This is a genomic window from Amycolatopsis sp. WGS_07 (assembly GCF_045278895.1).
Lineage (GTDB): Bacteria > Actinomycetota > Actinomycetes > Mycobacteriales > Pseudonocardiaceae > Amycolatopsis.
On the sequence record NZ_CP136053.1, the window covers coordinates 2,230,288 to 2,248,614 of the forward strand.

The following is an 18,327-nucleotide window of genomic DNA, read 5'->3' on the forward strand; positions in this document are numbered from 1 at the left end:
GACGGCCGTTTGACATGCGGTCCGCGAAGACCTGGCGCGGTGCGTTCTCCCGGTTCGCTAACCGGAGGACCGCATCCGCGAGCCCGGAAATGCCCGGGTCAGTTCTTCTTGTGGTAAGCCTCGACGACCTCCGACGGGATGCGCCCGCGGTCGGAAACCTGGAAACCGTTCTTGCGGGCCCACGCGCGAATCGCCTGGTTCTGCTCGCGGTCGACCGCGGCCGGGCGGGCCGGGGCCTTGCCGCCGGCGACCGGACGCAGCGGCGCGCGCTTGCGGCCGCCGGCGCGACGAGCGTGCTCGACGTACTGCGCCAGCGCGTCCCGCAACTCCTCGGCGTTTTCGCCCGACAGGTCGATCTGGTAGCTCACACCGTCCAAACCGAACTCAACGGTCTCTTCCGCCTCACTGCCGTCGAGGTCGTCGACCAGAGAGACCAGCACCTTCTGTGCCATCTGATTCCTCCTGCGGGGCTTACCCGAATGATCTGGCTACATGATCTGGTTTCGGGGCAAGCCCCGAGCTACAGAAGTCTTTGACACCCATATTAATACCCGCTCGCTCCGCCGTAGGCAAATCCGCATTGAGGAAAACTCGAGCGGAGCGACGAGCGGCACCCTATTCGGGGCGTACGAGCGGGAAGAGGATCGTCTCCCGGATACCGAGCCCGGTCAGTGCCATGAGCAGCCGGTCGATCCCCATTCCGACCCCGCCGCTCGGCGGCATTCCGTACTCGAGCGCACGCAGGAAATCCTCGTCGAGACGCATCGCCTCGCTATCGCCCGCGGCGGCGAGCCGGGCTTGTTCGGTGAGCCGCTGCCGTTCCACGACCGGATCCACCAGCTCGGAGTATCCGGTGGCGAGTTCGAAACCGCGCACGTACAGGTCCCACTTCTCGGCCACGCCCTCCCGGCTGCGGTGCTGCCGGGTGAGCGGAGAGGTCTCCAGCGGGAAATCCCGGACAAATGTGGGGGCGTGCAGTCCGTCGCCGACGAGATGTTCCCACAGTTCTTCGACCAGTTTGCCGTGCGCTAGCTTGGGATCCACCTCGATCTCGCGCGCCGCGGCGATCTTGTGCAGTGCTTCGGCCGGAGTATCCGGCGTCACTTCCTCGCCGAGCGCTTCCGACAGCGACTCGTACATGCCGAGTGTCGTCCATTCGCCGGAAAGGTCGTACTCGGTTCCGTCGGCGAGAGTGACGACCTGGGTGCCGAGCACGTTCTCCGCGGCCTCCTGGATGAGTTCGCGGGTCATCACGGCATTCGTGTCGTAAGTGGCGTACGCCTCGTAGTACTCGAGCATCGCGAACTCCGGCGAGTGCGAGGAGTCGCTGCCCTCGTTGCGGAAGTTCCGGTTGATCTCGAAAACCTTCTCGATCCCGCCGACCACGCAGCGCTTGAGGTACAGCTCCGGCGCGATGCGCAGGAACAGCTCGAGGTCGAAGGCATTCGAATGCGTGATGAACGGCCGGGCGGCGGCGCCGCCGTGCAGCGTCTGCAGCATCGGCGTCTCGACCTCGGTGAATCCCCGGCGGTGGAACGACTCCCGCAGCGAACGCATCACGCCCGAGCGCGTGCGCACCACGTCGCGAGCCCGCGGCCGCATAATCAGATCGACATAACGCTGCCGGATTCGCGTTTCCTCGGCCAGCTCCTTGAACGCCACCGGCAGCGGGCGCAGCGCCTTCGCCGCGATCTGCCAGCTGTCGGCCAGCACGGAAAGCTCGCCGCGCTTGGAGGTGATGACCTCGCCGTGCACGAATACGTGGTCGCCAAGATCGACTGTGGACTTCCACGAGGCGAGCGACTCGGCGCCGACCTGCGCGAGACTCAGCATCGCCTGCAGTTCCGTGCCGTCTCCCTCACGAAGAGTGGCGAAACACAGTTTGCCCGTATTGCGGAGAAACATGACGCGACCGGTGACGCCCACCGACTGACCGGTGCTGGTGTCGGCTTCGAGACCGGAATGTTCGGCACGGATCTGCGCGAGACTGTGCGTACGCGGAACCTCTACCGGGTAAGGATCGGCGCCCTCCGCGATTATCCGGTCGCGCTTGTCCCGGCGCACCCGCATCTGTTCGGGCAGGTCGTCATCGGGCAGTGCGTCGGACGCGGGGAATTCGGTCATGGCCATAGAGTACGAAGCCGCTGGTGAACCGCGTCAACCGGATTCCCCTTACGAGGCACTCACGGTATTAGGGTGGTTACTCGTGAGCGATCACGGCACTGACGCGGAACTGCACGCCCGCCGGGCTTCTTCCTTCGGCGACCAGGCAGGCACCTATGCCCGGCACCGCCCGGACTATCCCCGCACGGCACTCGAATGGGGTATGGCCGGAGCAAACCGACCGGTACGCGACGTGCTCGACCTCGCCGCGGGCACCGGAAAATTGACCGAGGGGCTGACCGATCTGGGCCGATCGGTGACCGCGGTGGAGCCGGACGCGGACATGCTCGCCGAACTGTCCCGGCTGCTCCCGGACGTTCCCGCGCTGACCGGCAAGGCCGAGGACATCCCGCTGCCGGATGAATCAGCGGACGCGGTTTTCGTCGGACAGGCTCTGCACTGGTTCGATTTAGAAGCGGCGTTCGCCGAGATCCATCGGGTGCTGCGGCCGGGCGGGACAGTAGTGGCGCTGTGGAACCACGACGACGAATCGGTCCCGTGGGTGCTCGAGTTCTCCCGGCTGATCCGCACCGGAGTCAGCCGGGGGTTCGCCGATCCGGACCGGCCGCTGCGGGCGGACGGCTTCGGCCGATTCGAGCAGGAGAAGTTCAGCCACACGCACCGGCGCACTATCGAATCCCTGCTGGCGACCGTGGCCACGCATTCGCATCTGCTCGTCGCTTCCGCCGAAGACCGCGACCGACTGCTCGCGCAAGCCCGCGCGTACCTGGAATCTGTTCCGCAGACTGGAACAGGCGAATTCGACTATCCCCTGGTCACGACGGTTCTGCGCGCTCGCCGGAGCTGAGTGGCGACCGAAATCACCACCTCGCCGCGGCCGGACGGTGCTAATTTCGGAAGTGGCGGCGATCCGCCCCGGACGAGCGCGTCGTACCCGGTCACGACAAGACGGCGCAGTGGACTATCCGTCACTGCGAAAGGTTCTTGATCATGTCCTGGCTCGTTCTTGTCGTTTCCGGATTTCTCGAAACCGTGTGGGCCGCGGCCCTCGGTGCGTCGAAAGGCTTCAGCAAACTCTGGCCGAGCGTGCTGTTCGGCGGCGCGCTGCTGCTCAGCATGTCCGGTCTCGCGTACGCATTGCGCGAAATTCCGCTCGGCACCGGATACGCGGTGTGGGTCGGCATCGGTGCGGTGGGGACCGCTGTGTACGGGATCGTCGCGATGAACGATCCGCTCACCATCAGCCGGATCACCTGTCTCGTGCTGATTGTCGCCGGGGTCGTCGGACTGAAATTGTTCCACTGATCTTCACGCGAGCGAGATCTCCAGCGCGCGGAGCCGTTCCGGCGCGGAAATCACGTCGATCCCGGTAATCCGGTCGCCGTCGAATACGAAGGTCAGCACCACGGCCAGCCGGCCGCGCGGGGCGAGCACCAGGCCGGGAACACCGTCGACCAACGCGACCTGCGTACTGCGTGCGACTTCCGAAGCGAGCAATGCGCCCTTGCTGACCGCTCGGACGCCGCGTAGCACCACCGGCGCCGCGCCGGTGTCCGAATGCAGCACGACGTCGGGATCGAGCACTTTCAACAATCCCGCGAAGTCGCCTTCCCGGGCAGCCGCCAGATAAGCCTCGACCGCCCCGCGCCGCCGGCTCGCGTCGGCCGGACCGGCTTCGCCGCCGCGCACTCGGCGACGGGCCCGGCTGGCCAGCTGCCGGACCGCCGCCGGGCTGCGGTCGAGGATCTGCGCGATGTCCTCGAACGGCACCGCGAACAGGTCGTGCAGCACGAACGCGATCCGCTCGGCCGGGCCGAGGACGTCGAGCACGACCAGCATCGCCAGACCGACGGAATCGGCCAGCTCGGCTTCTTCGGCGAGATCCGCACCGTCGTCGCCGCGGTCGAGCGGGAATGCGTCCAGCGAGTCCTCGCGGCGGCGTTCGCGCGTGCGCAACAGGTTCAGGCACACCCGCGCCACCACTGTGGTGAGCCAGGCGGGCAAATTCTGCACAGCGGAAACATCCGCGCTGTCGACGCGCAGCCAGGCTTCCTGCACCGCGTCATCGGCCTCCGCGAGCGAGCCGAGCATCCGGTAAGCGACCCCGCGAAGCCGCGGACGCTGTTCCTCGAATTGGGCCGCGAGCAGCACGCGAGCATCCACCTGTCACATCTCCTTCGCGGGCGGGTTCATCCCCAGTAGGACACCCCCAGTGCCCGACCCCGCGGCACTTTACCCGGAAGGAATTGCCATGACGACGATCTTGGTCACCGGCGGCACCGGAACCCTCGGCAAGCTGGTCGTTCCCGCGCTCGGCGACGCCAAGGTGCGTGTTCTGAGCCGGAACGCGAACGGCCCCGACCGGTTCGCCTGCGACCTGATGACCGGCGAAGGACTGGCCCCCGCCGTGGATGGCGCCGACGTGGTCGTGCACCTGGCGGGCGGTCCGAAAGGCGACGACGTGGCGACCGCGAATCTCGTCCGCGCGGCGGAACGCGCCGGAGTCGGCCACCTGGTTTTCATTTCGGTGATCGCCGCGGACGCGGTGCCGCTGGGCTATTTCCGCCGCAAGCACAAAGCCGAAAAACTCGTCGCCGCGGCGGAGGTGCCGTCGACCATCCTGCGCGCGGCCCAGTTCCACGGCTTCTGCCTCAATGCCGTGCAAGCAGCGGCGAAACTGCCGATCGTGCCAGTCCCCGCGATCCATTTCCAGCCGGTCGACGCTCGCGAAGTGGCGACGCGGATCGCGCAGTTGGCGCTCGGCGCTCCGGCCGGGCGAGTGCGAGATCTGGCCGGGCCCAAGGTGTACGGCATGGGCGAGCTAGTCGATCAGTATCTGCGGGCCAGCGGGCGGCGACGGCTGAAAATGCCGATGCGCATTCCCGGCTCGGCCGGAAAGGTCTACCGCACCGGCGGCAACCTCAACCTCGACGCGGACACCGGCGTCCGCACTTTCGAGGATTACCTCGCCGAGCAGTTCGGCTAACGCACATTCCGCTCGTACACCAGCCGCAGCCCGAGCAGCGTGAGATCCGGGACGTGTTCCTTGATCGTCTCGGATTCGCCCAGTACCAACGGGGCGAGTCCGCCGGTGGCGATCACCGTGACCGGATCCGCGCTGTCGGCCTGCAATTCGCGCACAATCCGCCGGACCAGGCCGTCGACCTGGCCGGCGAAACCGTAGAGAATGCCGGATTGCAGGCATTCCACGGTGTTCTTGCCGATCACCGAACGCGGCGGGACGAGTTCCACCTTGCGCAACGCGGCTGCTCGGGCGGCGAGCGCGTCCACCGAGATCTCAATGCCCGGGGCGAAGGCCCCGCCGAGGAATTCACCCCGGGCGGAGATCGCGTCGACATTTGTAGACGTTCCGAAATCGACGACCACACACGCGGTGGCGTGCAAATGGTGCGCGGCAAGGGTGTTCACCAGCCGGTCCGCGCCGACTTCCTTCGGATTGTCCACCAGCAGCGCGACCCCGGTGCGCACGCCGGGTTCGACCACGACCTTCGGCACCCGCGCGTAATAGCGGCTGAGCATCACGCGCAATTCCCGCAGCACCGCGGGAACCGTGGACAGCGCGCTGATTCCGGTGACCGCGTCGGCGTGCGGACCGAGCAGGCCGCGCACGGTGAGGGCGAGTTCGTCCGCGGTCATCCGCGCGTCGGTGCGCATCCGCCAGTCACCGACCAGCTCGGCGCCCTGGTAGAGGCCGAGCACGATGTTGGTGTTGCCGACGTCGACAGTGAGCAGCAACGAGGTCTTCCTTACTGCGGCTCGGACCGCCGCCGCGGACAGGTCAGTTTTCGGCGTGCAGCAACGCGTCGAGACGACGCGCGTCCGCGGTTTCGGCCACCGGGAAGGTCATCGTGTCCTCTTCGGGCAGCGTGACCGTGCCGCTCAGCAGACCCGAACCGTCGGGTGCGTGCGCCGGGTCGTCCCCGCGCTCGACGATCCGGTTGTAATCGTCCACAAAGATCACTCGCGGACGGTAAGCACGCGCCTCCGCGTCGTCCATCTGGCCGTAGGCGATCAGGATCACCAGGTCGCCGGGGTGCACCAGATGCGCGGCGGCTCCGTTGATGCCGAGCACGCCGCTGCCGCGCTCCCCGGTGATGACGTAGGTCTCCAGCCGCGCGCCGTTCGTGACATCCACAATGGACACCTGCTCGCCCTCGAGCAGATCGGCGGCCTCCATGAGGTCCTCGTCGACCGTGACCGAGCCCACGTAGTGCAGGTCGGCCTGGGTCACCGTGGCCCGGTGGATCTTCGACTTCAGCATCGTTCGATACATTGTGGACTCTCCCTATTCCCCTGCGTCCGGATCCGCGCTCGGATGTTCCACGGCTTTTCCGAGCAGCACTCCCGCGTTGTCGATCAGCCGGGTACTCCCCACCCGGGCGGCGACCAGCAACCGCGCCTCTCCATCGACGGGCGCCGGCCCCAGATCGGTTCCCCGCAATTCCAGGTAATCCACTTCCACCTGGGGACGGGCCGCGAGCGTCTTCCGCGCCATCTCCAGCACGGCCGCCGCCCCGTCCCGCCCGACGTGTGCCCCAGCCGACAACGCGGCCGAAAGCACCACAGCGTCTTCCCGTTGTTCCGGCGTCAGGTAGACGTTGCGCGAGGACAGCGCGAGGCCATCCCGTTCCCGGACCGTCGGCACCCCGATGACGCGGGTGCCGATGTTCAGGTCCGCCACCATGCGCTTGATCAGCACCAGCTGCTGGTAGTCCTTCTCCCCGAAGAACGCGTAATCCGGGCGCAGCAGGTTGAACAGCTTCGCGACGACCGTGAGCACTCCGGAGAAATGCCCGGGCCGGACGGCTCCTTCCAGCTCGTCGCCGAGCGGGCCGGGGTTCACGGTGACCATCGCGTTGTCCGCGTACAGGTCCGAAGCCTTCGGCGTGAAGGCCAGTTCGACGCCCGCTTCGGACAAAGTCGCCAAGTCGGCTTCGAGCTGGCGCGGGTACGCCTCGAAGTCCTCGCCCTCGCCGAACTGCAACGGGTTCACGAAAATCGACGCGACGACCACGGTGTTCGGCAGCCGCTTCGCGCGGCGCAGCAGCTCACGGTGCCCGTCGTGCAGCGCGCCCATGGTCGGCACGAGCGCGACCTTCCGCCCGACGCTGCGCAGCGCCTGGCTCACCTTGCTGATGTGCTCGGGCGGCTGGAACGTGTTGAGCGTTCCGCGCTGGAATTTCGGTGTCGTCACGGGGTCTGTCCTTCGGCGGGGTCGGCGAGAAGGTCGGTCAGTTCGCCCGCGGCCGCGGGATCGAGCAGGCCGGCGGCACGGGACCGTTCGGCCGTGCGCCGGGCCAGCGCCCGGTAGGCCGGGGCGATCTGCGGCGCCCGGTCCGTGAGCACGTCGAGGTGCTTGCGGACGGTGCCGAGATCACCACGCGGGACCGGTCCGGTGAGGGCGCGGTCCCCGTGGCGCAAGACATTGTCCAATGCCGCCGAAAGCAGCGGTGCGACGAGTCGTTCCGGATGCCCGATTCCAGCGTCGCGCAGGGTTTCGGTGCAGTCGGCGACCAGCGTCATCAGGTGATTCGCGCCGTGCGCCAGCGCCGCGTGATAGAGCGCCCGCGCGGATTCGGGCACCCGCACCGGCTCGGCGCCCATCTCCACCGCGAGCGCCTCGCCGACGTTCCACGCCGCGTCGTCGTCCGGTGCCGCGGTGACGCCGATGCTCGCCGCGACAAGGCGTTCCAGGTCTTCCTCGCGTCCGGTGAAGGTGAGCACCGGGTGCAGCGCGAGCGGCAGCGCGCCGGCTTCCGCGACCGGGGCCAGCACGTCGATGCCGTGCGCACCCGAGGTGTGCACCACAATCTGGCCAGCCCGTACGGAATTCGTAGCGACCAGACCACGGACGGTGCCGGCCAGCGCGTCGTCCGGCAACGCGAGCAGCACCAGATCGGCTCTGCGCACGACCTCGTCGGGCGGCAGCAAGGGGACCCCCGGCAGCAGCCGTTCCGCGCGGTTCAGCGAAGCGGCGGACAGCCCGGACGCGGCGACGACCGTGTGGCCAGCCCTGGCCAATGCCGCACCGAGGACACTGCCCACGCGGCCAGCGGAAACGACGCCCACGGCAAGGCGGGCCGGCCGGTTCATGGCGTGCGCCTGTGGACGCTCATGGCTCGAAACTCCTCATGTTCGTTCCAGTCCCGCTCTTTCGTCGCGGGTACCAGACGACGGCGCGAGAGTAGCCCCGACCCGGGCGGATCGCGGCACCTGGGTGACCAGCTTCACCCAGGGCGTCCACTCGCGCCCGTACCCTATTGGCGTTCGCCCGGAGCGGGCCGTCGTCAACGCGAATCCCCCGGTGGAACGCCACTTTTGGCACGGTAGAGCTACCCCGGACGGGGAATGTTCACCGACTGTCGCGATTGTTCGCCAATCGCACCGCATCGGCACGGGCATCCCGCAGTGCCTGCAACAACTCTTCCTGCCGCTTCCGGTCCTGCTCAGTGCGCAGCCGAGTACGACGCAGGAATGCGAGTTCCGTCACGCTTGCCTGATATCGGCCCACGGCACGAGCTGCGGCCCGCCCGGATTGCTTGCGCGCCTGCTTACGCCACTCCCGCCGCCCGGACAGACTGGCGAGCAAATCGACCTCCGACGGCGCGATCCACCGCGCGGCCGCCATCTTCGGCAACGCGGCGGCGACGATCCGCTGTTCTCTGCGCCGCTGCAACACGATCACGTAGATCGCCGCGATCAGCAGCGGCAGAATCACCAGGAAATACAGCGTGAGGAAGGACTTTCCGCCGTTGAGCGTGGCCGCCGCGTTCCAGAGCGCGTGCAGCAGGACTCCGACGAGATACCCGGCCAGCGGCGCGACAATCCGGACCCACCGCTGCGCGTAACGAGCGGCGATGCCGAACCCGATGCCGGTCATGGCCGTGAACAGCGGATGCGTGAACGGCGAAAGCACGCCACGCACGAGGAAAGCAGCCAGTACACCGGAGTTGGCACCGTTGCCGAAGCCGTGCTCAGCGAACGCGCGACCGAAGTAATAGATGTTCTCGGTAAAGGCAAACCCGGCAGCCGCGAACCCCGCGTAGACGACGCCGTCGACAATCCCGTCGAACTCCTCGTTGCGCCGCCAGAAGATCAACAGCACGAAGACGCCCTTCGCGGCCTCCTCGACCAGCGGCGCGGAGACGAGCGCACTGACCTTGCTCCCGTTGCCGCCACCCAGAAGCAGGTCGCCGAACGCTTCCGCCCCGGTGTTGATGAGCAGCGCGGTGACGGTGGCAATGCAAGCGCCCCAAGCAAAAGCGATCAAGAGCAGCTTCGCCGGCTCAGGCTCCCACCGATCGACCCACAGCAGCCCCGCGACCACCACCCCGACCGGCACCAGCGCCGCGACCACCCCAATCGCGACCGCCAGCCACCCCACGCGTGCCGTAGCGAGCCCGAAGAGAAAAGCCCGCACAACGCCACGACGATCAGCCCGAGCACCGGAAGGAGCACGGTGATGTGCCGCGAGCGAGATGGAGTGGACGCAGAACCCGGCGGCGTGGCGGGAATGGTGCCGTTCACGAGCCGTCACCCTACGCAGGCCCTGCTGGGGATGCCGGTTGGACGTAGGGTGTTCAGCCCTATGCGGGACACCCTGTGACCACTTCCCCCGCGCAACGTCCGTGAGGGCCACCTTCACAGCCCCAGATTCCCCCAGGGTTCCCCTCACACCCCTTCGGCCCTGGCTGTCCGTGAAGGACCCCTTCACATACTTAGACTCCCTCAAGGAGTCCTTCACGACCCCGAAACAGCCACCGATGCACCCACCCATCGAGGCACCCACCCCACCCCCGCACCCCGATACGAAGCCACAATGCGGTCTGGGGGTGTTTGTCAAGGCATCTTTCCCGCCTTGACAAACACCCCCAGACCGTCATCACAATCAGGCTTCGGGGTGCCCCACGCCAAACGAGGCGCAATGTCGCCCCCAGGCGACGAGCCGCCGATCAATCCTCCGCCCGACGCCTCCGCCGAGGAGTCCCCTCAGTTTTCCCATTAGCCGCAAGCAATTCCGTCACCGACCGCCCAGCCGCATGGCTCCCAGCCGAACCGCCCCCACGCTCCGCAGACCGCCGCCCATGCGCCGACGACTCTTCCTCAACCCCATCCTCCGGAGTCTCCCAAGCAGGCGGCTCCCCATCCGGCCGCCGCCGACGCCCCCCAGACGACGGCACCGGAGCAGGCTCATCATCAGGCCGCCGCCGACGCCCGCCAGTCCCACTCCCAGCCGCCCGAACAGCCTCCGGCAAATTCGGCTTGTCCGCCCCCGGCGCACCATGCCGCCCAGTAGGCGTATCCGCGGCCAACGGCGACAAATCAGACCGAGAGAACTGCTCCAACCGAGACGGCGCACGAGTAGCCGGCTCCGCCGAAGCTTCCTTCTCCACCACCGAAGGCTCAGCATGCCGAGCCGGTTCCGCAGGCCGCGAAACCGCAGTCTGCTCAACCGGCTCCGGCCGCTCCTCAGCCCGCTTCGGCGCAGGCCGGGCAGCCAACCGAGGCACCGGCCGCTCCTCCTTCACCGACGGCACCGATTGCACCGGCGGTACCGACGGCGCAGGCGGCACCGAGGGCTCTGGCTTGCTCACCGGCGGAACCGTCCGAGTCGGCTGCGCATCAGGAGCAGGCCGACGAGGCGGCTCCGGCACGTCGTTCTTCGGCCGAGCCGCCCGCGGCTTACCCGGCCCGAACGCGTCCTCAGCCCGCCCCCGCGATTCCGGCGCAGCAGCCCGATTCTCCCGCGCACGAGGCAACGGCTCAGTCACATTACGCGGCGCACGCTCACCATTCTCCTGCTCAAACGGCTCCGGAATGACGTGCGAACCAGACTCACCCGCCGACCGACGCTCAGGCTCCGGCGCACCACCGCGAGCAGGCCGCTCAGCATTCGGTTCCGAAGCACGCGGCCCAGCGAAGGCATCCGCCACACTGGCCCGCCCCTCGGGCGGACCCGCGTCCCGCCCGCCACGGGGCACGAACGCGTCCGCCAGGCTGGCGCGAGGATCGCGACCGCCCCGAGCGGGAGTCTCCGGCTCGACCTCGTCCTCGAACGGCTCCGGCTCAGCGGGCGGTTCCGGACGCTTCGGCTTGAGCCGCGGCATCTGCTGGGTGCGCAGCTGGGTCGACCGATCGCCGTTCGGGCCGGAACCGTTCAATCCAGCGCTGATCGACCCGTTCGTTCCGGAAGTCCCGTTGGCGCCATGGGACTTCGCCGCGCCATTAGTACCGTTCACCGGTGCCCGGCGGCGTTCGGCGGGCGTGGCGTCCACCACCCGGTCCATGAATTCGGTCGGCCGCTCCGGAACGTCGACCACCGGTTTCTTCGGAGCCAGCAACTGGGCCGGCTTCTTGCCATTGCCGTTCTTCGTTTCGGTACCGGCGGAAACGAGCCGCTGCTCGTCGTTCAACGCCCGCATCCGGGTGGCCTGCGCGGTGAGCGCGACGCGTTCGAGCAGCACCTCGCCGCCGAACAGAGATTGCAGACTTTCGCGCAGCGCAGCCACTTCGGCACGCAGCGCATCCAATTCCTCGCGTGACTGTGCCTGCGCGGCCTCGCGCGTTTCCGTCTCGAGTTCGAGTTCGTACTCCCGCCGGGCCGCGATCTCGCGTTCCAGCTCCAGTTCGTACACCGCCTGCGCCTCGGCGGCCGCGTCCTCGCTGTGCGCCGCGTTCTTGCGGGCGCGAACAGCCAGGAAGGCACCGATCAAAGCCGCCCAGAGCGCCGCGACGATGCCGAGCCGGAGGTACCGGAGGTCGTCGCTGAGCACCAAAACGACAGTGGCGCCGACAGCGAGGAGCAATCCGACGACAAGCCACGGCCTACCAGGGCGGCGGCCGTGCGAGTCGTCACCCACGCCAGTCATGCCTGACACCGTACCTTCCGGTGATCCGAATGAGACCTAGTCGGTACTTCGAGCGGTGCCATCGAAGCGTTAACCGGTCGTTCCCCGACGGTCCTCCGGCGGCGTCCGGCAGCAGTGCTCGAGCCACAAACCGGCAGCTACGAGCAGCGCCGACGACACCGCCCCGACGACCGCCGACTTGCTGTCCGAGACCGCGGCGACGAGTTCGTCACGTCGCGGGAAAACATAGAGGAACGCGGCCACCCAGCCGCCCCCGAGTACCGCCCCGGCCAGCGAAGACGCCTTCGCCAGCGCGACCGCCCGCGCGATCCCGACCGCGTCGCCGTGCACCCGGCCCGACTTGATCCGCGACCGGATCGACAGCGCCAATCCCGCCTCGGCGATCGCGAGCACCGCGAAGGTCACCCCGGCGAGCGTCGGCAGCCGCGGCAGGTCGCCGTAAGCGGCTTGGAACAGCACGTAGACCACGGCGAGGCCGAGGACCGCGGCCACGACCAGGTCCCGGGACCGCGTGAAGTGCATGACTCCACCGTACCGAGCCCGTTCTGGCAGGCTTGACTCTCCAGCGACTGGAGACTCCACGATGCCTGACATGCCTGCCACCACGGTCTTCACGATCGGCGAACTCTCCCGGCGAACGGGGCTGCCGGTGAAGACCATCCGGTTCTACTCCGACGAGGGCCTGCTGCCGCCCACGCAGCGGACCGGTGCCGGCTACCGGCTGTACGACGCGCACGCGCTCGCCCGGCTGGAGCTGGTGCGGACGTTGCGCGAGCTGGGCATCGGCCTGCCCGACGTTTCCCGCGCCCTGGCGCGCGAAACGACGGTGCGCGACCTGGCGACCAGCCACGTCGACGCGCTCGACGAGCAGATCCGGCGGTTGCGGCTGCGCCGCGCGGTATTGCGCGCGGTGCTGAAACGGGATTCCGAGCTGGAGGAAGTGAAACTGATGAATCGCATCGCCCAAATGCCGGATGAGGAACGCCGCCGTCTGGTGGATGAGTTCTGGGCCGAAATGATGGAAGGGCTCGATGTCGATCCCGAGTTCTACGCGCGAATGCAGTCGGCGAAACCGGATCTTCCGGATGATCCGACTCCGGAACAGCTGGAGGCCTGGATCGAGTTCGCCGAACTCGTGCAGGACCCCGGATTCCGGCAGTCCATCCGCACGATGAGCGAGAAGCATTCGGCCACGCGGGAAGCGGGCGAGTACGAGCGGCCGTCGAAGGCTCAGCAGGAAAACTGGGAGACCTGGATGGCCGACGCCCGGTCCGCGCTCGACGCGGGCCACGCGCCGGGCTCCCCGGCCGGAAAGGCACTGGCGGACGCGATCGCGACCGCCTCGGCCCTTCCCGGCCAGGACCCGGCCGACCCGGCGGTCCGTTACAAGATGGCCGACGGAATCGCCGTCGGAGCGGATCCGCGCGCCGAGCGGTACTGGCAGCTGCTGGCGACCATCAACGGCTGGCCCGCCATCCCCAGCAGGCAGGACGAGGTGCAGTTCCTGCTGGCGGCACTGCGGGCCTCGTGAGTGGTGCAGCCGGTTAGAACCGGCCTAAGCGCTCACGACAAGGTGAGGTCGGGCCGCAGGACGACGCCCGCCCGGTCGGCTTCCGGCAGCCGGGCGAGCAGGTCGGCGGCCCGGCCGTGCCCGGGGACCTCGGCGTCCGGGTCGATCTCGAGCCACGGGATCAGCACGCTCGCCCGGTCCGGGGTCCCGGGATGCGGCAGGAGCAGCTCCGGATCGTCGGACGTCACGCCCTGCACTGTCACTATGTCGACATCCAGGGTCCGCGGGCCCCAGCGCAGTTCGCGCACCCGGCCCGCCGCCTGTTCGGCCGCCTGCCCGGCGCGCAGCCACGCCCAGTGGTCGCGCGCCGGGTCGTCGACGATGCACAGCGCGTTGAGGAAGTCCGGCTGGTCCTCGACGCCCCAGGCTTTCGTCTCGTACACCCCGGACACCGCGACGAGCGCCGGGCGCACCGCGTCGACCGCGCTGCGCAGGTAACCGAGCCGGTCGCCGAGGTTGGAGCCCAGCGACAGGACCGCGCGGCTCATCGCTCCCGCCGGATGGTGACGGCGACGTCGTCGAACGTCAGCGGAATCGGCGCGGACGGCTTGTGCACGGTGACCTCGACGGCGGTCAGCCGGTCGTCGCGCATGACCTCGTCGGCGATCTTCCCGGCGACGCTCTCGATCAGGTCGTACGGCTCCCCGGCGACGATCCCCGCCGCCAGTTCGGCCAGTTCGCCGTAGTGCAGCGTCTTGGTCAGGTCGTCCGACGCCGCGGCGGGCCCGAGATCGAGCCACGCGACGATGTCGATGCCGAATTCCTGCCCGTCGCGCTTCTCGTGGTCGAAGACGCCATGTCGGCCGAACACGCGCAATCCGGTGAGCGTGATGCGATCAGCCATCGGCCCGTCCCTGCTGCCAGGCCGCGGCCACCGCCACGGCGTCCAGTGAAGCCCCCACCTCGTGCACCCGCACACCCCACGCGCCAGCCGCCGCGGCCAGCGCCGAGATCGACGCGGTAGCGATCTCCCGGCCGTCCGGCGGCCTCGGCACTCCGTCCTTTCCGGACAGCAGCCTGCCGAGGAACCGTTTGCGTGAAGCACCAACCAAAACCGGGAAGCCCAAGTCCACAAAGGATTCCAGCCCGTGCAGCAAAGCCCAGTCGTGCTCGGCGTGCTTCGCGAACCCGAGACCGGGGTCGAGCACGATCTCGCTCTCCGTAACCCCGGCGGCGATCGCCTCGTCGACCCGCTCCAGCAGTTCGCTGCGCACCTCGGCGACGACGTCGTCATACGTCGCCAGCGCGTTCATGTCCTTGCTGTGCCCGCGCCAGTGCATCAACACCCACGGCGCCTTGGTTTCCGCCGCGACCCGCCCCATCGCCGGATCGGCGAGCCCGCCGGACACGTCGTTGATCACCTGCGCGCCGGCTTCCACCGCTGCTTCCGCCACCGCGGCCCGCGTGGTGTCGACGGACAGCACGAAGCCTTCGGACGCCAGCTGCCGAATCACCGGCAACACGCGCGCGGCCTCGGTCTCCGCGTCGACCCGCGACGCACCCGGCCGCGTCGACTCGCCGCCGACGTCGATCAGGTCCGCGCCGCGCTCCCACATCTCGCGCGCGTGGTCCAGCGCCTGGTCGAGATCGAGGTACCGGCCGCCGTCGGAGAACGAATCCGGAGTCACGTTCAGCACGCCCATCACGGCGCAGCGACCCGGCCGGGGGATCACCGGCGTCCTCGGATCAGCTCGATCGCCTCGGCCCGCGACGTCGCCGACGACCGCAGCAGCCCGCGCACCGCCGACGTGGTGGTGCGCGACCCCGGCTTGCGGATCCCGCGCACCGACATGCACAAATGCTCGGCCTCGACGACCACGATCACGCCGCGCGGCTCCAGCTTCCGCGCGAGCGCGTCGGCGATCTGGGAGGTGAGCCGCTCCTGCACCTGCGGGCGGCGAGCGTAGAGATCGACCAGCCGGGCGAGCTTCGACAGACCGGTGACCTTGCCGTCGCCGTTCGGGATGTAGCCGACGTGGGCTACGCCATGGAAGGGGAGAAGGTGGTGTTCACAGTTGGAGTACATCGGGATGTCCGTGACGAGCACGAGTTCCTCGTGCGATTCGTCGAACGTCTTCGCCAGCACCTCGTCCGGATCGAGGTAGAGGCCGGCGAACATCTCCTGGTAAGCGCGAGCGACCCGGGCCGGGGTGTCCTGGAGACCGTCCCGATCCGGGTCTTCGCCACAGGCGAGCAGCAGCTCGCGCACGGCCCGCTCCGCCCGGTCCTGATCGAAGACCGGGCGGATGCCGTCTTTACCGCTTGTCTGTTCCGTCGTCGACGTCACGCCGATGCTGCCCCTCGTCCGGCTGCTGGCCGTTCGCGCCGTCGGCGAACCAGCCCTGCTCACGCGGACGGTCTTCGGCGGGGCGCCACGGCTGCTGGCCGCCCGGGGACGTCGCCGGGGTCCAGCCCGGAGGCGCCCCGTAGTTCGGCGGTCCGCTCTGCGCACCGCCAGGGCCACCGGGCTGGTAGCCGCCGCCTGCCGGACCGCCCGGCTGCTGCTGACCACCATACGGCTGGCCCCAGCGGCCGGTGCCGTTCGGCCCGCCGGCCGGACGGCCGCCGTTGGGCGGCGGGGCGTACGGGTTGGCGTTCGGGTCCGGAGCCTGGTACGGCGGGCCGCCGGGCAGCTCGCCCGCTCCCGGCGCGGTGCCGACCGGGGTCGGAGCCGGCTGCAGCACCGGCTTCTCCTTCTCCGGCGCGGGCGGCGGCCACGGCTCGCCGCGCTCCATCGCCAGCTCGCCGGGGGTCTTGATCGGCGGCTTGTCCGACGGGGTGCGCTCGCCGAACTCGTTGAAGACGGTGATGTGCGGGCGCTTCTCGACGGTCGCGAAGATCCGCTCGAGGTCCTTGCGCTGCAGCGTTTCCTTCTCCAGCAGCTCCATGACCAGGTTGTCGAGCACGTCGCGGTAGGTGTTCAGCACGTGCCACGCCTCGGTGTGCGCGGTCTCGATGAGCTTGCGCACCTCCTCGTCGATCTCGTGCGCCACCTCGAGCGAGTAGTCAGCCTGGCGGCCCGCTGACCGGCCGAGGAACGGGTCGCCCTGCTCCTGGCCGTACTTCACCGCGCCCAGCCGTGCGCTCATGCCGTATTCGGTGACCATCGCGCGGGCGATCTTCGTGGCCTGCTCGATGTCGGACGAGGCACCGGTGGTGGGCTCGTGGAACACGAGTTCCTCGGCCGTGCGACCACCCATCGCGAACACCAGCCGCCCGATCATCTCCGACCGGGTCATCAGCTGCTTGTCGTCCTCGGGCACCAGCAGCGCGTGCCCGCCGGTGCGGCCGCGCGGCAGGATCGTCAGCTTGTACACCGGCTCGATGTCCGGCATCGCCCACGCGGCGAGCGCGTGCCCGCCCTCGTGGTAGGCGGTGATCTTCTTCTCCTTCTCGGAGATGATCCGGCTCTTGCGCGCGGGACCGCCGACCACCCGGTCGACCGATTCCTCGAGCGCGGCGTCGGTGATCACGTGCCCGTTCTCCCGGGCGGTGAGCAGCGCGGCCTCGTTCAGCACGTTCGCGAGGTCCGCACCGGACATGCCGACGGTGCGCTTGGCCAGCCCGGTCAGGTCGGTGCCCTGCGCGATCGGCTTGCCCTTGGCGTGCACCTCGAGGATCGCCTTGCGGCCGAGCAGGTCGGGCGCGGACACCGGGATCTGCCGGTCGAACCGGCCGGGGCGCAGCAGCGCCGGGTCGAGGATGTCCGGCCGGTTGGTGGCCGCGATCAGGATGATGCCGCCGCGGGCGTCGAAGCCGTCCATCTCGACCAGCAGCTGGTTCAGCGTCTGCTCGCGCTCGTCGTGGCCGCCGCCGAGGCCGGCGCCGCGCTGGCGGCCGACCGCGTCGATCTCGTCCACGAAGATGATGCACGGCGCGTTCTGCTTCGCCTGCTCGAACAGGTCGCGCACCCGCGACGCACCGACACCGACGAACATCTCGACGAAGTCCGAACCGGAGATCGTGTAGAACGGCACGCCCGCCTCGCCGGCGACGGCACGCGCGAGCAGCGTCTTACCGGTGCCGGGCGGCCCGTAGAGCAGAACGCCCTTGGGGATCTTCGCGCCGAGCGCCTGGTAACGCGCCGGGTTCTGCAGGAAGTCCTTGATCTCGTACAGCTCTTCGACCGCTTCGTCCGCGCCCGCGACGTCGCCGAAGGTCGTCTTCGGCATGTCCTTGTTGAGCTGCTTCGCCTTCGACTTGCCGAAGTTCAGGACGCGGTTCCCGCCGCCCTGTGCGTTGTTCATCATCCACATCAGCAGGCCGAGCACCAGCGCCAGCGGGATCGCGAAGATCAGGATCTGGGTCAGCAGGCTCTGCTGGGTGACCTTGGTGGTGAACTTGATCGGATGGTTCGCCTGGTTGTCGACGTTCGCGCCGAGAAGGTCTTTGTAGATGTCGTCGGTCGCGCCGCCGGGGAACTGCGCGATGACCTGGTCGGTCTGCTGGCCGTCGACATCGATCTTCTGCGTGAGCAGCAGTTTGAGCTGCTGCTCCTTGTCCTCGAGGCTCGCTTCCTTGACATGTCCAGCCTTGATCTGCTGGATCGCTGTCGAGATCGGAGCCTGGGTGTAGCCACGATCGCTGTCGAAGATCGTGTTGTAGGCGAACAACGCCAGCAACCCCGCGACGATCCACAGCAGTGGGTTCCTGAGCACGCTCTTCCGGTTCATACGACTCGGCCCTTGCGGCCTCGACCCTCCCTGGTTGGGCGGCTCCTGTGATACCCGCCATCGCGATCTT

At 68.5% G+C, this 18,327-nt stretch carries 17 protein-coding genes, 2 pseudogenes and 1 riboswitch; of the genes and pseudogenes, 4 read left to right on the top strand and 15 right to left on the bottom strand.

Features of this window, described 5'->3' with window-relative positions; genetic code table 11:
- Positions 1-98 precede the first annotated feature (98 nt).
- Together RPX00_RS10330 and lysS are read right to left on the bottom strand one after the other, a co-directional pair.
- The gene (locus tag RPX00_RS10330) at positions 99-452 is read right to left on the bottom strand and encodes an Lsr2 family protein (RefSeq protein WP_020664267.1); all 354 of its coding nucleotides are present in this window, start codon (positions 450-452) and stop codon (positions 99-101) included.
- A 163-nt stretch (positions 453-615) separates the two neighbouring features.
- On the bottom strand, positions 616-2,124 hold the full coding sequence (lysS, locus tag RPX00_RS10335) for a lysine--tRNA ligase (RefSeq protein ID WP_406639307.1): 1,509 nt from the start codon (positions 2,122-2,124) through the stop codon (positions 616-618).
- 82 nt (positions 2,125-2,206) lie between these two features.
- On the opposite strand from lysS, the gene RPX00_RS10340 reads away from it, so the two are divergent.
- Positions 2,207-2,971: a class I SAM-dependent methyltransferase gene (locus RPX00_RS10340; protein ID WP_406639308.1), complete on the top strand. Its 765-nt coding sequence runs from the start codon at positions 2,207-2,209 to the stop codon at positions 2,969-2,971.
- A 49-nt stretch (positions 2,972-3,020) separates the two neighbouring features.
- A riboswitch (guanidine-III (ykkC-III) riboswitch) is annotated at positions 3,021-3,082 on the top strand.
- A gap of 32 nt (positions 3,083-3,114) precedes the next feature.
- Complete coding sequence (locus RPX00_RS10345; protein ID WP_406639309.1) at positions 3,115-3,429, top strand: DMT family transporter; 315 nt, start codon at positions 3,115-3,117, stop codon at positions 3,427-3,429.
- 3 nt (positions 3,430-3,432) lie between these two features.
- On the opposite strand, the gene RPX00_RS10350 is transcribed toward RPX00_RS10345, so the two are convergent.
- Positions 3,433-4,287, bottom strand: a complete 855-nt coding sequence (locus tag RPX00_RS10350; RefSeq protein WP_406639310.1) for a sigma-70 family RNA polymerase sigma factor — start codon at positions 4,285-4,287, stop codon at positions 3,433-3,435.
- Positions 4,288-4,375: 88 nt separating this feature from the next.
- Here RPX00_RS10350 and RPX00_RS10355 point away from each other — a divergent pair, with 88 nt between their 5' ends.
- A complete protein-coding gene (locus RPX00_RS10355) occupies positions 4,376-5,110 on the top strand; it encodes an SDR family oxidoreductase (RefSeq protein WP_406639311.1) in 735 nt (244 codons plus the stop codon).
- Here RPX00_RS10355 and RPX00_RS10360 read toward each other — a convergent pair.
- The 7 genes and pseudogenes from RPX00_RS10360 to RPX00_RS10390 form a co-directional block, all read right to left on the bottom strand.
- Positions 5,107-5,880, bottom strand: coding sequence for a type III pantothenate kinase (locus tag RPX00_RS10360; RefSeq protein WP_406639312.1), 774 nt, complete (start codon positions 5,878-5,880; stop codon positions 5,107-5,109). The genes RPX00_RS10355 and RPX00_RS10360 overlap by 4 nt on opposite strands.
- Before the next feature lie 43 nt (positions 5,881-5,923).
- Entirely contained in the window at positions 5,924-6,418 is a 495-nt protein-coding gene (panD, locus tag RPX00_RS10365; protein ID WP_043827144.1) for an aspartate 1-decarboxylase, read from the bottom strand.
- Positions 6,419-6,430: 12 nt separating this feature from the next.
- Entirely contained in the window at positions 6,431-7,339 is a 909-nt protein-coding gene (panC, locus tag RPX00_RS10370; RefSeq protein WP_406639313.1) for a pantoate--beta-alanine ligase, read from the bottom strand.
- Positions 7,336-8,250, bottom strand: a pseudogene (locus RPX00_RS10375) (Rossmann-like and DUF2520 domain-containing protein); the annotation flags it as partial. The gene panC and the pseudogene RPX00_RS10375, both read right to left, overlap by 4 nt.
- A gap of 247 nt (positions 8,251-8,497) precedes the next feature.
- Positions 8,498-9,603, bottom strand: a pseudogene (locus RPX00_RS10380) (PrsW family intramembrane metalloprotease).
- A gap of 494 nt (positions 9,604-10,097) precedes the next feature.
- The gene (locus RPX00_RS10385) at positions 10,098-12,014 is read right to left on the bottom strand and encodes a DUF6779 domain-containing protein (RefSeq protein ID WP_406639314.1); all 1,917 of its coding nucleotides are present in this window, start codon (positions 12,012-12,014) and stop codon (positions 10,098-10,100) included.
- A gap of 69 nt (positions 12,015-12,083) precedes the next feature.
- Positions 12,084-12,536, bottom strand: coding sequence for a DUF3180 domain-containing protein (locus RPX00_RS10390; RefSeq protein WP_406639315.1), 453 nt, complete (start codon positions 12,534-12,536; stop codon positions 12,084-12,086).
- A gap of 70 nt (positions 12,537-12,606) precedes the next feature.
- On the opposite strand from RPX00_RS10390, the gene RPX00_RS10395 reads away from it, so the two are divergent.
- The gene (locus RPX00_RS10395) at positions 12,607-13,545 is read left to right on the top strand and encodes a MerR family transcriptional regulator (RefSeq protein ID WP_406639316.1); all 939 of its coding nucleotides are present in this window, start codon (positions 12,607-12,609) and stop codon (positions 13,543-13,545) included.
- A 32-nt stretch (positions 13,546-13,577) separates the two neighbouring features.
- Here RPX00_RS10395 and folK read toward each other — a convergent pair whose 3' ends face one another.
- Genes folK through ftsH form a run of 5 tightly spaced genes read right to left on the bottom strand, consistent with a single transcriptional unit; the run spans position 13,578 to position 18,257 of the window.
- Complete coding sequence (gene folK / locus RPX00_RS10400) at positions 13,578-14,072, bottom strand: 2-amino-4-hydroxy-6-hydroxymethyldihydropteridine diphosphokinase (RefSeq protein ID WP_134728484.1); 495 nt, start codon at positions 14,070-14,072, stop codon at positions 13,578-13,580.
- The gene (gene folB, locus RPX00_RS10405; RefSeq protein ID WP_406639317.1) at positions 14,069-14,428 is read right to left on the bottom strand and encodes a dihydroneopterin aldolase; all 360 of its coding nucleotides are present in this window, start codon (positions 14,426-14,428) and stop codon (positions 14,069-14,071) included. Before folB ends, folK begins: the two co-directional genes overlap by 4 nt.
- Positions 14,421-15,227: a dihydropteroate synthase gene (gene folP, locus RPX00_RS10410; RefSeq protein ID WP_406642850.1), complete on the bottom strand. Its 807-nt coding sequence runs from the start codon at positions 15,225-15,227 to the stop codon at positions 14,421-14,423. The genes folB and folP overlap by 8 nt, the downstream gene beginning before the upstream one ends.
- A 26-nt stretch (positions 15,228-15,253) precedes the next feature.
- A complete protein-coding gene (folE, locus tag RPX00_RS10415) occupies positions 15,254-15,871 on the bottom strand; it encodes a GTP cyclohydrolase I FolE (protein WP_406639318.1) in 618 nt (205 codons plus the stop codon).
- Positions 15,840-18,257, bottom strand: coding sequence for an ATP-dependent zinc metalloprotease FtsH (gene ftsH, locus RPX00_RS10420; RefSeq protein ID WP_406639319.1), 2,418 nt, complete (start codon positions 18,255-18,257; stop codon positions 15,840-15,842). The genes folE and ftsH overlap by 32 nt, the downstream gene beginning before the upstream one ends.
- Between the last annotated feature and the right edge of the window lie 70 nt (positions 18,258-18,327).